The organism is Gluconobacter albidus (genome assembly GCF_002723915.1).
Taxonomy (GTDB): domain Bacteria; phylum Pseudomonadota; class Alphaproteobacteria; order Acetobacterales; family Acetobacteraceae; genus Gluconobacter; species Gluconobacter albidus.
In genome coordinates this window covers 1-13676 of sequence record NZ_BEWL01000012.1, presented here as the reverse complement: position 1 = coordinate 13676, position 13676 = coordinate 1, and the positions used below count along the sequence as shown (strand labels likewise).

Annotated in this window: 11 protein-coding genes and 1 other RNA gene; 1 reads left to right on the top strand and 11 read right to left on the bottom strand. The window is 61.7% G+C overall.

Annotated elements, in window-relative coordinates:
• Positions 1-4: 4 nt before the first annotated feature.
• The 11 genes from murG to rnpB all read right to left on the bottom strand — a co-directional run bounded on the left by murG (position 5) and on the right by rnpB (position 12607).
• Positions 5-1102, bottom strand: coding sequence for an undecaprenyldiphospho-muramoylpentapeptide beta-N-acetylglucosaminyltransferase (gene murG, locus GAL01_RS12725; RefSeq protein WP_062028557.1), 1098 nt, complete (start codon positions 1100-1102; stop codon positions 5-7).
• Complete coding sequence (locus GAL01_RS12720) at positions 1099-2292, bottom strand: FtsW/RodA/SpoVE family cell cycle protein (RefSeq protein ID WP_062028555.1); 1194 nt, start codon at positions 2290-2292, stop codon at positions 1099-1101. The genes murG and GAL01_RS12720 overlap by 4 nt, the downstream gene beginning before the upstream one ends.
• Before the next feature lie 4 nt (positions 2293-2296).
• Positions 2297-3643: a UDP-N-acetylmuramoyl-L-alanine--D-glutamate ligase gene (gene murD, locus GAL01_RS12715; protein ID WP_062028553.1), complete on the bottom strand. Its 1347-nt coding sequence runs from the start codon at positions 3641-3643 to the stop codon at positions 2297-2299.
• A complete protein-coding gene (gene mraY / locus GAL01_RS12710) occupies positions 3640-4731 on the bottom strand; it encodes a phospho-N-acetylmuramoyl-pentapeptide-transferase (RefSeq protein ID WP_062028551.1) in 1092 nt (363 codons plus the stop codon). Before mraY ends, murD begins: the two co-directional genes overlap by 4 nt.
• On the bottom strand, positions 4731-6104 hold the full coding sequence (locus GAL01_RS12705) for a UDP-N-acetylmuramoyl-tripeptide--D-alanyl-D-alanine ligase (protein ID WP_062028549.1): 1374 nt from the start codon (positions 6102-6104) through the stop codon (positions 4731-4733). Before GAL01_RS12705 ends, mraY begins: the two co-directional genes overlap by 1 nt.
• Positions 6101-7561, bottom strand: a complete 1461-nt coding sequence (locus GAL01_RS12700; protein ID WP_062028547.1) for a UDP-N-acetylmuramoyl-L-alanyl-D-glutamate--2,6-diaminopimelate ligase — start codon at positions 7559-7561, stop codon at positions 6101-6103. Before GAL01_RS12700 ends, GAL01_RS12705 begins: the two co-directional genes overlap by 4 nt.
• 8 nt (positions 7562-7569) lie before the next feature.
• Positions 7570-9561 carry a peptidoglycan D,D-transpeptidase FtsI family protein gene (locus tag GAL01_RS12695; RefSeq protein WP_062028545.1) on the bottom strand — a complete coding sequence of 664 codons (1992 nt, stop codon included), beginning with the start codon at positions 9559-9561 and terminating at the stop codon, positions 7570-7572.
• 81 nt (positions 9562-9642) lie between these two features.
• Positions 9643-10440 carry a cell division protein FtsL gene (gene ftsL, locus GAL01_RS12690; protein ID WP_062028543.1) on the bottom strand — a complete coding sequence of 266 codons (798 nt, stop codon included), beginning with the start codon at positions 10438-10440 and terminating at the stop codon, positions 9643-9645.
• The gene (gene rsmH / locus GAL01_RS12685) at positions 10437-11408 is read right to left on the bottom strand and encodes a 16S rRNA (cytosine(1402)-N(4))-methyltransferase RsmH (protein ID WP_062028542.1); all 972 of its coding nucleotides are present in this window, start codon (positions 11406-11408) and stop codon (positions 10437-10439) included. Before rsmH ends, ftsL begins: the two co-directional genes overlap by 4 nt.
• Positions 11405-11899 (bottom strand): division/cell wall cluster transcriptional repressor MraZ, encoded by a 495-nt coding sequence (mraZ, locus tag GAL01_RS12680; RefSeq protein WP_062028540.1) that lies wholly within the window; start codon positions 11897-11899, stop codon positions 11405-11407. The genes rsmH and mraZ overlap by 4 nt, the downstream gene beginning before the upstream one ends.
• Positions 11900-12187: 288 nt before the next feature.
• Positions 12188-12607, bottom strand: an RNA gene (gene rnpB, locus GAL01_RS12675) — RNase P RNA component class A.
• A gap of 75 nt (positions 12608-12682) precedes the next feature.
• Here rnpB and GAL01_RS12670 point away from each other — a divergent pair.
• A partial coding sequence (locus GAL01_RS12670) for an alpha/beta hydrolase (protein ID WP_062028538.1) occupies positions 12683-13676 on the top strand: 994 nt, incomplete at its 3' end.

Sequence of the window (13676 nt, the reverse complement as noted above, 5' to 3'; positions counted from 1 at the left end):
AGGATCAGGGACGAAGAGCGGATTCAATCAGATCCGCGACTTTTGCGGCAGCATGAGGGCGCGCGCAGAAATGAGCGGCTTTTGCTGCATTTTCGAGCTTTTCAGGTTGGGAAAATAGGTCCGTCAGCAGAGCTGTCAGCGCTGTGGGCGTGAAATCCGGCTGGCGGATCATCCAGGCGGCACCCGCATCCACGAGCGCCTGACCATTCGCACCCTGTTCATCGGAGGCTGCGATGGGAAGCGGAACGAGAATGGAGGGGCGGCCGGACATGGTCAGTTCCGCGACCGAAGAGCCGCCCGCGCGACCGATAACGAGATGTGCATCGCGAAGACAGGCTGGCACATCGGTGAAGAACGGTGCGGCTTCGACCTCAATACCGGCGTCCGTATAGATGGCGCGGACGCGGTCCAGATCGTCAGCCTTGATCTGCTGCGTGACTTTGAGGCGCTTGCGGAGTTCTTCGGGCAGGGCAGCGAGGGCCTGTGGGACAACCTCGGAAAATACGCGTGCTCCCAGAGAGCCACCCCAGACCAGAAGGTTGATCCGTTCTTCGGGAACCGCGTAGGTGTTACCAAAAAGCGCTTCGATGCCTGCGCGTACGGGCATACCGGTAAGCGTCGTCTGGGCGTGTTGCGGGAGGCGCGCGACCGTAGCGTAAGAGGTGGCAATCAGCGGAGAAAAGCGGGCCAGGAAGGCATTGGCCTGTCCGAGAACCGCATTGCCCTCATGAATGACCATGCGGGGCCGCTTTGCGGAGGGCAGAAAACGGGATGCGGTCAGGGGGGGGATAGACGGATATCCGCCAAAACCCACCACAGCTGCCGCATCAAGGGATTTGAGGACGCGACGTGCTTCTCCAATACCGCGCAGCAGGGCGAGCACCCCACGGACTTTGCCGCCAAGGCCCTTGCCTGCCACACCGGCACCATCCAGCACATATTGGGGCAGGTCTCTGAACAAGCCTGTGTCCCGGCGGCCATGCCGGGCATCGGTCATGAGGACGAGGTCATGGCCCCGTTCCGCGAGCACAGTCGCGACGGCTTCAGCGGGGAAGAAATGCCCTCCGGTGCCACCGGCGGCGATAACGATGGGGCGGCTCACGGCGCATTCCTCTCAAACAACGGGTTCTGGCCGTAAGACGCGGCGGCTCTTTGCCCGATTCTGCCCTGGCCTACATGATGGCGGGTCAAAGCCAGAACCATTCCCATGGTCAGGGCGACCGACATTGCTGAACTGCCACCATAGGAAATGAAGGGGAGCGTCATGCCCTTTGTCGGGATCAGATGCAACGTCGAACCCATGTTGACGAAGGCTTGAAGGCCAAAACCCGTCACCAGTCCCGCAGCAGAGACAATGACGAACGGATCGTCTTCATGCATTAGCTTGAGGAGGGTCCGCAAAACGATCGTTCCGAAAAGCAGGATGATCATCACGCACAAGATCAGGCCGTATTCTTCACCGGCAACCGCGAAGACGAAGTCGGCATGGGCGTCTGGCAGCAGGTCTTTTACCCGTCCTTCACCCGGGCCGCGTCCCAGAAGGCCGCCGTTTCCAAAGGCACGCAGTGCGGTGTCGATCTGGTAATGGTCACCGACATCGGGATGCAGGAAGCGCTGGACGCGGGACTGGACGTGCGGAAAGACGATATAGGCGACCGCAAAGGCTCCGGCCATGCCCGCCACGCACAGTCCGACCCAGTAGAGCTTGAGGCCATCCACGAAAAGCTGGGTCATGAAGACCATCGTAATGACGGAAAGCATTCCGATATCAGGCTGCGATTTCAGCAGGAGCAGGATGAAACCGAAGCACAGGAACGCAATCAGCATCCCCGGAAACGCGATATTGCCCCACATGACGACAGAACGTCGTGCGGAAAGCAGCCAGCCGGTCACGACCGCAAAGCAGGGCTTGAGGAACTCGGAGGGCTGCACGGACATCATCGGGAGCGCGATCCAGCGGCGCGCGCCCTTGATTTCCATGCCATGCACCAGCGTCATGGCCGTTGCACCCAGTGCGATGATCCCGCCGATGATCGCCAGTCTCTTGATGGCCTTGCGTGACAGATAGGACGTACCGAGCACGATCCCGCCAGCCAGCGCCAGAAAGATCACCTGCTTGAGAATGAACATGTTGCGTGAAGCGCCGATACGCGACGCCACCGCAGGACTGGCGGCGAGCATCAGCACATAGCCAAGTCCAATCAGCAGGCCGACGCAGGCCAGCGTGACGCGATCAAGGTTTCGCCACCAGCGGGCAACGGCGGAGGTCTCGACGCGGGACAGTCCCGACATGGTGTCAATCCTCCAGCTTTGGCGTGAGCATGGTGCCCGAATGGCCTGATTTCACAATATTATCGCAAACCTGAATAAAGTGTGAACCACGATCCTCGAAACTGCGAAATTGATCGAAACTTGCACAGGCGGGGGACAGCAGGACAACCGGAACAGTCTGGGCGAGAGCCGCGCTGAAAGCCGCCGGAATGGCATTCTCCAGCGTCCCGCACTGCTGGAAGGGTACGCCGTGCATGGCCAGTGTCGCAGCGAGCGTGTCAGCATCCTGCCCGATCAGAAAAGCCTGTGCGATATGTCCGAAGAAGGGTGCAAGGCTTTCGATACCGCCCGCTTTTGCAACGCCACCCGCAATCCACATGACCTTATCATACGAGGCAAGGGCCTTGGAGGCGGCTTCGGCATTGGTGGCCTTGCTGTCATTGATGAAGGACACGCCGTCGCATTCCGCCACTTTCTGCAGGCGATGTTCCAGGCCTGGGAAGGATTTCAGACCGGCGCGGAGGGCTGCATCACCAAGGCCAAGATGACGTGCGATGGCGCAGGCTGCGCCGACATTCTGGGCGTTGTGCCGGCCCGGAAGCGCCGGACCGTCGAAGGGGGGCAGCGCATCGGCATCCAGTTCCGAGACCTGCACGCCGCGCGCTGCGACCTTTGAGGCAATGGCGCGGCACCAGTCATCATCGGTGCCGATCACAGCCAGATCGCCGGAGCCCATATTGTCGAAGACATGTGCCTTGGCTGCGGCATAGCCGGTCATGTCGCCGTGCCGGTCCAGATGGTCGGGCGTCAGGTTCAGCAGGCAAGCCGCGCTGGCATGGAAACTGTCCAGCCGTTCAAGCATGTAGGACGACATTTCGATCACATAAACGCCGTTATCGGGCAGGAGCGGGAGCGCCAGAGACGCTGTCCCGAGATTGCCGCCTGCAACACAGGGGCGTCCGGCCACCGTAAAAAGATGGGCGATCAGGGCTGTTGTCGTCGATTTGCCATTTGTGCCTGTGACGGCCACGAACGCGGCTTTTGTGCCGGATTTCCGGACCGCCCGATACAGGATTTCGGCATCGGACAGGATCTGGACGTCCTGTGCGCGGGCGAGGTCCGCGGCAGGATGTGCCTTCGGCAGCAGGTGCGGAATGCCCGGTGACAGGACGAGGGCCGTCATCCCTGACAGATCGGTCAGCGGAGCGAGTGTTAGGTTCGGATGTGCGGGCAGATCGGCGTTGCGATCGTCCCATGCCTGAACCTGTGCGCCCATCCCGAGCAGGGCATGGACGACAGCCGCGCCGTTGCGCCCCAGACCGCAGACGGCATAACGCTCGCCTGCAAGAAGGTTGGGCGGGAAGCCGTTCATCGCAGCTTCAGGGTGGCCAGGCCGCACAGGCCGAGCACGATGGAGACAATCCAGAAGCGGATGACGATTTTTGGCTCCTGCCAGCCCTTTTTCTCGAAATGGTGATGCAGCGGCGCCATGAGGAAGACGCGGCGTCCCGTTCGCTTGAACCAGAAGACCTGAATGACGACCGACAGGGTTTCGGCGACGAAAACGCCACCCACGATGCACAGGACAAGCTCATGCTTCGTGGCGACGGCAATGGCGCCAAGTGCTCCGCCGAGGGAGAGGGAGCCAGTATCGCCCATGAAAACGGCTGCTGGCGGGGCGTTGAACCACAGGAACCCTAGGCCCGCCCCAATCAGCGCCGCACAGAAAACTGCCAGTTCGCCCGTGCCTGGAACCGGGTGCAGTTGCAGATAGTCTGCAAAAACGTGATTGCCGACCAGATAGGAAATCAGGGCGAAGACCAGTGCTGCGATCACGACTGGCACGATGGCCAGTCCGTCCAGACCGTCCGTGAAGTTCACGGCGTTGCCGAAGCCGGTGATGGCGATCATGGCGAAGATCGGAAACGCATAACCCAGCGGAAGCAGCACATCCTTGACGAAAGGGAAGGCGACCATGTTGCGCAGTTCTGGCGGCGTCAAATGTTGCAGCCAGATTCCGGCAATCAGCGATGTCAGGAATTCGCAGCCCAGTCGGGTACGTTTGGAGACGCCGGTCGTATTGCGCTTGGAGAGTTTCAGATAATCGTCGGCAAAGCCAACCGCGCCGAAGGCTGCCGTGGTCAGCATGACGGCCCAGACGAAGCCATTTGTCAGATCCGCCCAGAGCAGTGTTGCCGAAAAAAGCGCAATCAGGATCAGCATTCCGCCCATTGTTGGCGTGCCGGCCTTTTCCAGAATGTGGCGCTCCGGTCCGACAGAACGGATCGGCTGGCCTTCGCGCTGGATGCGTTTGAGCTGTGCGATGAAGGGTTTGCCCAGAGCCAGCGAAATGACCAGTGCCGTCAGGCAGGCGCAGCCCGAGCGGAACGTCAGGTAATGGAACAGGTTGAAGAACCCGCCATGTGACGTGTCGTGAGCGGCGATGAGATTGAAGAGCATCAGGAAGAAACCGGGCTGGAGGCGTTGTCGAGGGCTGAGATCACGTCACGCATCCGGCTGCCGAAGCTGCCTTTCACGAGCAGGAGATCACCGGGGCGAAGGGCGTTAAGGAGCACAGAGGCAAGAGAGGCAGCATCGGCGGCATATCCACCCTGAAGCCCGCACGGCAGCGCATCATAAAGTGCGCGCATATGGGGGCCGCAGCAGAATGCGAGGGCATTTGCATTCTGCACGGCATCTGCCAGAGAGCGGTGTTCGGCATCGGCGAATATGCCGAGTTCGCGGATGTCTCCGAGGGCCGCGACATGCCGCTGGGCCGGAAGCAGGGCGAGCGTGGCCAGAGCCGCGCGGACGCTGGGTGTGGAGGCGTTGTAGCTTTCGTCGAGCAGGCTTACGTCGTTCAGGATCGTGCGGATCTGTCCGCGTCCCGCGCCCGGCACGAAACCGTGCAAAGCGCGCGATGCTGCTGCGACGTCTTCGCCAAGAGCTACAACTGCGCCGAGGGCCAGGGCCGCGTTTCTGGCAAGATGCTCGCCAGGCGCAGTGAGCGTCACGTTCTGCGTTCCGCAGGGAGTGTGGAGCGAAAAATGGCTGCCTTCCGCCGTGCACCTCACGTCTTCAAGGCGGAGTTCTGCTGCGGCGGAGAAGCCAGACCGCCAGAGAGTGCAGCCTTCAGGAAGAACGTCTGTAAAGACCGTCTGCCCGTGAGCATCATCAGGGACGATTGCGATCCCATGGCCGGGAAGGGCGCCGAACAGGGAGGCTTTTTCCCGCGCAATCGCTTCGATGCTGCCCATATGGCCGAGATGTGCCGTGCCGATCGTGGTGATGATGGCCACATCGGGACGGACCTGAGCAGCAAGGGGAGCGATTTCTCCCACATGGTTCATGCCGATCTCGCTGATGCAGAAGCGGGCATCCTGTGGCAGCCGGGCCAGCGTAAGGGGAACGCCCCAGTGATTGTTGTAGGACGCCACGGCGGCATGTGTCGGGCCGATCGCGGACAGGGCGACGGTCAGCATGTCCTTGGTCGTTGTCTTGCCGACGCTTCCGGTGATGGCCACGACTTTCCCGTGGAAACGGGAGCGGGCGTAGCGGCCCAGATCCACTAATGCGGTCATGGTGTCGGGAACGATCAGGAGGCGCGGATCGTCCAGACCGGCAGTGTCATGCACGAGAGCGCAGGCCGCACCCCTGTCCAGAGCCTGCCGGATATGGGCGTGGCCATCGCTGGTTTCGCCGCGCAGGGCAATGAACAGGTCGCCGGGGGCGAGCGTCCGTGTGTCGATCGAAATGCCCGTGACGCTGACGTCCGCTTCAAGCCTACCACCCGTCGCGGCCCGCAGGTCGGCACTGGTCCACAGCACGCTCATGCGGCACCTGTCAGTTCGCGGATGACGAGACGATCATCGAAAGGCAGGATATCCGTGCCCACGATCTGTCCCTGTTCATGCCCCTTGCCGGCTACGACAAGAATATCGCCGGGATTCAGGGCTTCAAGCCCTGCTGCGATGGCGCTGCGACGGTCCGCGATTTCCAGGGCGTCCGGGCAGGCCGCGCGGATTTCGGAGCGGATCGCCATGGGATCTTCCGTGCGGGGGTTGTCGTCCGTGACGATGGCCAGATCCGCCATGTGTGCAGCGACCTCTCCCATCAGTGGACGTTTGCCACGGTCACGGTCGCCACCTGCGCCGAACACCACGACCAGACGGCCTGTCGTATGCGGGCGCAGACTGGACAGGACACAGTCGAGAGCGTCGGGCGTATGGGCGTAATCGACATACGCCGCGGCACCGTTGGGCAGTTCGACCGCGCGTTCGCATCGCCCGTGGACACCTTTGAGACGAGGCAGAAGGTCGACAACCTGCCGGGCATCGGAATCGTCCGTCCAGCACATGGCTGCTGCCAGCATGACGTTGTCGGCCTGAAAGCGGCCCGGCAGAGAAAGGGATATTTCGGGCAGTTCTTCGCCATGCAGGGCCAGACGGAGAATCTGACCGGAGGGCGTGGGGCGGGCCTCGATCAGCCGGAGAGCCGTGCCATTGCGCCCGACACTGCGAAGTTTCAGGTTTCGTCTGGCTGCAATCGCCTGAAGAGCCGCAAAGGTCTCGCCATCCATATCGGCGTTGACAGCGGCAATGCCGCCCGTAGGCAGGACTTCTTCAAACAGGCGCAATTTAGCCGTGCGGTAGGCTTCCAGCGTCAGATGATAGTCGAGATGATCGCGTGTCAGGTTGGAGAAGCCGGCGGCTGTCAGGGATATGCTATCCAGGCGGTGCTGCTCCAGCCCGTGCGAGGAGGCTTCGAGCGCGACGTGATCAACTCCGTTCCGGGCCAGTGCGGCGAGAGTCTGGGCCAGCGAGACGGGATCGGGGGTGGTGAGGCTTGGAGGGGCGGGGATGTCTGTATCCGATACAAGCCCTAGCGTTCCCAGACTGGCCGCGCGGTTTCCCTGAAGGATCCAGAGCTGCCGGAGAAAATCGGCAGTGCTGCTTTTTCCGTTTGTCCCCGTGATTGCCGCGATGCAGGAAGGCTGCGGGCCAGCAAGGGCGAAAGCCATGCTGGCCAGAAGATGTTTGGCATCCGGGCGTCTGATCACAGGAACCGGGCCTGCGGTTTCTGCGCCGTCATGATCAATGATCACCGCGGCGGCGCCTTGTGAGAGAGCCTGTGCGATAAAGGTGCTTCCGTCCTGTTTTGCGCCGCGCAAGGCAAAGAACAGCGCGCCCGGGCCAACTCTGCGGCTGTCGGCAGTGACGGCCAGAATGTCAGGGTCGCCCGTCAGGGACTGCGATTTGCCACAGAGGGCGAAGAGCTGGGAGAGGCGCATGGGACGGTTCAGTGCTGTGTCTTGGTCTTGGAGGACGGGGTCTTGGCTTCGTGCGCCTGATTGCGCGGGTCTCCGGGATCATTTCCGGGGCCGAGGGCATGATAGCCGGGGGGAACGACCGGGTTCATCGGAATGGCCAGAGAGGCATCAATGGCGTCTTTGTTTGCAAGATCCGGGAACTGGTTCAGGATCGGGCCGACGCGGGAAATGATCTTTTTCACGGTCGGGGCGGCGTTCCAGGCGGCCGTCGTCCATCCATGGGTCGCCGCAGTTCCCTGCGGACTGTCGAGCATGACATAGACGGCATAATGCGGATTGTTCATCGGGAAGACGCTGGTGAAGGCCGAGACGTTGACGTGCTTCAGATAGCCGCCATGCGCGCCGATTTTTTCTGCCGTACCGGTCTTGCCGCCGACATAATACCCCGGAACTTCGGCGGACTTGCCGCTTCCCATCGTAACGTCAAGGCGCAGCAGCTTGCGCAGGAGGGCTGACGTCTGTTCGGACAGAACCCTTGTGCCCACAGGTGTTTCAGCGCCGATTTCGTCGCTGTCGGTACCTGGCCGGTACGCGACCGGACGCAGTTGTGCTGCATCAGCATCGGGTGTCGGCTTGCTATCGTCTTCGGTATCGCGGGCTACGAGCGTTGGCTTGAGCAGGATGCCACCGTTTACGGTCGCGGCTGTTCCTCGCACGATCGCAAGCGGCGGCTCGGCGACACCATGACCGAAGCCGACCGTCATGACGGTGGAAATGCCCCAGTTGCGCGAGGCTGGTACGAGCGGACGTCCGGCTTCGGGCAGTTCAACGGGAACGCGGTTGAAGAAGCCCATATTCCGCAGCCAGTCCTGCTGCCGGGCTGCACCGACATCAAGTGCGATATGCGCGGCGGCGGGGTTGGACGAAAAGGCCAGAACGCCGGGCAGCGAGAGCCATGGAGCGAAATGGTCCGTCTTCATATCCCGGATAGTGAAACGGCCGACGCGGATGGGGATGGTCGAAAAGCGGTCCCACAGGTGAACAACGCCGAGTTGCAGGCCCATTGCGGCCGTCTGGAGCTTGAAGGTCGAACCGGGTTCATACATGCCGGTGACGGCGCGATTGAAGCGCGCATCGTTGGGGGCGTGGCCGAAATCGTTGGCGTCATAATCGGGCAGACTGACCATGGCGAGGATTTCGCCGGTGCGGACATCCATGACGATCGCGCTGGCGCCGATGGCGGAGAATTCGTCTTTTGCAGCCTGAAGTTCATCATGTGCGACAGTCTGCACGCGCACGTCCAGCGACAGGCGCAGCGGGGATTTGTCGGAGTTCAGGCGCTTGTCGAAATATCGTTCCACACCGGCGATGCCATGATCGTCGATATCGACGCTACCCATGATCTGGGCAGCCGTCCGGCCCAGCGGATAGTGACGGCGTTCGCCTGCTTCGAAATAAATGCCCGGAATGCCCAGATTATTGATGGCGATTTCCTGAACGGGGGAAATATCGCGTGCGAGATAGACGAACTGCTTCTTCAGCGACAGGCGCCGGATCGTCTCGTCCCGGTCAAGCTGAGGGAGAACTTTCCGGAGTTTGTCCGCCGCGTCTGCCGGGTCGATCAGTTCCATTGGATTGGCATAGACCTGCGCCACGGGCAGCGAGAGCGCCAACGCCTGGCCCGTCCGGTCGGTGATGGTGGCGCGCTTGACGGTCGGCAGGACGAAATCGCCGGACATTTCCCCGCGCGGATCGCTTTTGGGAATTTCGGGGACCTGAGGGGCGATCTGACGCTTTTCAGGCTCCATCGGCATCAGGACAGTGGCAACGGTCGCCTTGAGGGCTACGGCACCATAAATCGCCAGAAACCCCATTCCTACGCCCAGCAGGCGTCCGTGCATCTGGTCAAGATTCAGCCTGCGGAAGCCCCGCGGGGACGCACCTTTCCGGGGACGTCCTGACGGGACATCCTGACGCGCGGGGCGCTGCGAACCGGAAGAAGGTGGCACGTCCTGGGGCATCGTGCGGGGGTGCGTCCTGTGGAAGGGCTCGCCCTAAGCTATCCGAGAATGCTGAACGAGCGGTTAACGACGGAAGGGCTTTCAGTTAGCCAACGGCACCGGCGCGGGCAATGCGTCATTTGCATTTGCCAGAGCGGAAAGTTGAGTGTGATGTGCTCGCGGGCGTTCTTCCGCAAGGCGCGTCGTCACAGGAGCATGGCTGACATGAACAGCCTGCGGATGCCAGGCCGCAACCATCAGCGGAGCAGGGTGGCTCTCACGATAGCTGACGAAATGGACGTTCGGCGCCATGTCCGCATGGCTGTGAACGGACGCTGTAACCGGCCGAGGCGTGGCGGAGGCCAGCTGGACGTCGGCAGCACGAGCATGGGAGGGGTGCGTCGGGATCGCCGCAGGTTTGGTAGCAAGCGGGGCAAGGTGGCTTGCCATGGCTACGACCACAGGCCGGGGCGCTGGTGTGCTCTGGGCGGGAGGCTGTGCATGCACAACAGGCTGCTGCGGGGCGGGAAGGGGCAGATGTGCAGCTTCTGCGGCCCTGTTGACGACCTCGTGCAGCCCTTCGCGAGGATCTGCTGCCTGTGATTTCGAGCCGGGAGCCGGCAGATGTGCCTCAAGAGACGCCATGCGGATAAACTGGTCCGGCTCCATCGGATGCAGGGTCGGAACGAAGCGGGCGGCGAGCGTGTTGAGGCGGTCCGGCTGGTTCAGGAGCGCCCATTCCGTCCGCAGCATGGCGGTCTGGCTCCGCACGCGCTGTGTGTCCTGCACGATTTTCGTGATCTGCTGGTCCAGAACCGTGGTCTCATGCTTCTTCGTATAGAGAAACAGGCCGGATCCTGCGGCAAGGACGGCACAGGCGACGGTGAAGGGCCGGATCATGAGGACATTCCTGAGACGGGCATCGGGGAGACGGGATTGCGGACCAGTGCACGCAGACGGGCGCTGCGGGCGCGCGGATTTTCCCGGGCTTCCTCGTCCGTAGCGGAGAGGGGGCGGGAATGGAGAAGCGAAAAGGCCGGTGCGTTCTGACGAAGCGGCGCCGGTTCATAGCGGGAAGGATTTCCCGTCCGCCCTGCAAGAACGGCCATGGCGCGTTTTGCCAGACGGTCTTCGAGGGAATGGAAGGTCACAACCACGAAAATACCGCCCGGGGCAAGAAGGCGCGGTGCGGCTTCCAGCGCCCGTTCCAGTTCGCCAAGCTCGTCGTTCACGGCAATCCGCAGTCCCTGAAAGCTGCGGGTTGCGGGGTCGATATTGGCGCGATCACGGGGCACGCAGCAGCGGATGATATGGGCAAGCTGGCCGGTCGTGGTGATTGGAGCCTCGGCGCGGGCAGCCACGATGGCGCGTGCGATGCGGCGTGAGAGTTTTTCTTCACCATATCGGTAAAGGATGTCCGCAATTTCCGCTTCCTTGAGGTCATTGACCAGATCGGCGGCGGAAGGGCCGTCCGAGCCCATGCGCATGTCCAGCGGGCCATCGTTGCGGAACGAAAAACCGCGCTCGGCCTGGTCGATCTGGAAAGACGAAACGCCCAGATCCAGAACAATGCCGTCAAAAGGTCCTTCTGCGCCGACCAGGGCTTCCATGTCGCCGAATGTGCCCTGATGCATCCGCAGCCGCCCGTTGGCCTGTACAGCCATGGCGTTTCCGCGTTCGATGGCTGTCGGGTCACGGTCGATGCCGTCGAGGGTGCAGTCAGCCGCGTTCAGAATGGCGCGGGCATAGCTACCGCCGCCGAACGTGCCGTCCAGATACCGTCCGCCAGCACGGGGGGCGAGGGCTTCGAGCACCTCGTGCAGCATGACCGGGACATGGCCGGAATGAACCAGGGTGATCGCGTTCATTCGGCTGCTCCCGCAGTGTTTGTGGCGGCGCGCGCGCTGATGGAATGACGTCTGGTTGCAAGCGTTTTTGCGCGACTCCGGGCGGCCTGACGGCGCTCTTCAGCAGCAGCGGGATGCCAGATCTGGAACGTACGTCCCAGCCCCATGAAAGAGACTTCGTCCGTCAGCGAGGCGTGCGTGCGCAGGGTCTCGGGAAGGATGATGCGGCCTTCCTTGTCGCTGTCCAGCGGATAGGCATCCGCATAGAGGCTGGCGGCCAGATCTTCATGGTCTTCCGAAAACGGATCGTATTCGTCAAGCGGGGTGGCGAGGGAGGCGAAGGCGCCAACCGTCCAGCCCTCGATGCATGGGTGGAGGTGGGACGGCCGGAGAATAACCAGCGGGTCGCCCGGCTGGGCCTGGGATTTCAGGGCGGCGCGGAAGGATGCGGGAATAGAGACGCGTCCCTTGGCATCGAAACGGTTCTGATGCGTGCCGAGGAACATGCTCATGAACGATGTGCCTCCTTCCTGCATTCAGAACCGGGTATTCGGCTGCTGATTATTTGGCTTGGTCTTCATTGGGATATCATGGGATTTCATGGGACGTCAAACAGATATCGTCAGAAAACCGCAGAAAACTGCGACATTTTTGAAAGTTGAAATGTGACAAAAATTTTTGCTGTTTGTTAGGGTTTATCAGGGATAATCGCGGAGGCGGATCTATACCTGTCGTTATTTGTTCTGTTTTTGTTCTTCTTTGGTGAGGGGAACAATTACTGGAAGAACAGATTTTCAGAGGGTGCCAGACGGCCTGTAAGCCGGGTTCTGTCCGCCCGAAAGCGGGACGATCATTCCTCTGGGACCTGCATCGCTGCAGGCCTCACGCAACCAACCCGAACGACGGGGCGAGAAGCCCCCGGCTTCTTTGCGGAAACCTGCCGTTCCTATTCGGTCTTGCTCCCGGTAGGGTTTACCATGACCATCGCCGTTGCCGGAGATGCGGTGCGCTCTTGCCGCACCGTTTCGCCCTTACCCGCAACGTATTTTCCCCGCGATAAATCGCTGAGGCAACAGTCCGGCGGGCGGTCTGTTTTCTGTGGCACTGTCCCTGGGGTCGCCCCCGCCGGCAATTAACCGGTACCGTTTTCCCGTGGAGCCCGGACTTTCCTCCCTGTATGCGATCCTCATCGCATACACAGCGATCGTCCAGCCGTCTGGCGGCGCAGACACTGCTCCGGGACGCCTGCGGGGTCAAGGGCAGACTTTTTCTGATGCCCGGGGCATAAGGGATGGATGCGCCCGACCCTGACATTGCGGATCTTCCTATTCTGGCTGGCCCGACAGAGCCGCAGACGTGGTATTGCGCCACGCACAATCGTTCTTGATGAAATTCCGCCCATCCCTGCTCCACAGCCCTCTGTAGATGTTCTGCGGCAGATCCGCCGTGTGACGGGGCGTCCGAGTTTTCCCGTCAGGCTCTCGTCGCTGCGGATCCGGCGGTGGCGCGAGATCCGTGTTCCCGGAGGCGAGGGAGAGCGGACTGCGCGTCTGTATCGCCCACGGGGGAAAGTCAGGGGCGTTGTTCTGTTTCTGCACGGTGGCGGATTCGTGCATTGCGACCTCGTCTCGCATCACGGGATCTGCTGCCGTCTTGCAGCGTCTTCAGGGGCAATGGTGCTGTCGCTGGATTACCGTCTTGCGCCAGAGCACCGCTTTCCAGCCGCTCTGGATGACGCCAAGGCTGCGCTGGACTGGATTTTCAGGACTGTGCCAGCCGATCTGCCGGTGGCTGTGGCGGGTGACAGCGCGGGGGGCAATCTGTCCGCTGCACTCACTCAATGGGTTCGGGGGCGGGGATCACGCCCGCTTAGCGCCCAGCTTCTGTATTATCCGGCCCTCAGCGGTCCGTTCGTTCCGCCGTCCCGGCAGACTTATGCGAACGGTTACATGCTGAGTGCGGAGCTTCTGTACTGGTATTGCGGCCAGACACTGGCGAGGCCAGAGCAGTTGTTTGACCCGGCGTTTTCGCCGTTACTCGCGGATGAGTTCGACAGACTTCCACCTGCCATGATTGTCACGGCGGGGTTTGATCCGCTCAGGGGCGAGGGCGAGCTTTATGCCCTGCGTCTCGATGAGGCCGGAATACCAGTTCTGCTGAAAAACTTCCCGCGCATGATTCATGGGTTCCTGAACGGCTATGCGCTGTTTCGGAACGGCCGTCAGGCGTTGAGGGAGGGGGGGCTGTTCCTGCGCGAAGCTTTTGCACTGGAAAGAAACGGAGCGTCCT

What these genes read in the sequence shown, in the direction of transcription:
- ftsL (WP_062028543.1), bottom strand. Translation starts at nt 10,440, where the DNA reads ATGATCCGGCCCTTCACCGTCGCCTGTGCCGTCCTTGCCGCAGGATCC.
- mraY (WP_062028551.1), bottom strand. Translation starts at nt 4,731, where the DNA reads ATGCTCTTCAATCTCATCGCCGCTCACGACACGTCACATGGCGGGTTC.
- GAL01_RS12720 (WP_062028555.1), bottom strand. Translation starts at nt 2,292, where the DNA reads ATGTCGGGACTGTCCCGCGTCGAGACCTCCGCCGTTGCCCGCTGGTGG.
- rsmH (WP_062028542.1), bottom strand. Translation starts at nt 11,408, where the DNA reads ATGAACGCGATCACCCTGGTTCATTCCGGCCATGTCCCGGTCATGCTG.
- murD (WP_062028553.1), bottom strand. Translation starts at nt 3,643, where the DNA reads ATGAACGGCTTCCCGCCCAACCTTCTTGCAGGCGAGCGTTATGCCGTC.
- GAL01_RS12705 (WP_062028549.1), bottom strand. Translation starts at nt 6,104, where the DNA reads ATGAGCGTGCTGTGGACCAGTGCCGACCTGCGGGCCGCGACGGGTGGT.
- GAL01_RS12695 (WP_062028545.1), bottom strand. Translation starts at nt 9,561, where the DNA reads ATGCCCCAGGACGTGCCACCTTCTTCCGGTTCGCAGCGCCCCGCGCGT.
- GAL01_RS12700 (WP_062028547.1), bottom strand. Translation starts at nt 7,561, where the DNA reads ATGCGCCTCTCCCAGCTCTTCGCCCTCTGTGGCAAATCGCAGTCCCTG.
- mraZ (WP_062028540.1), bottom strand. Translation starts at nt 11,899, where the DNA reads ATGAGCATGTTCCTCGGCACGCATCAGAACCGTTTCGATGCCAAGGGA.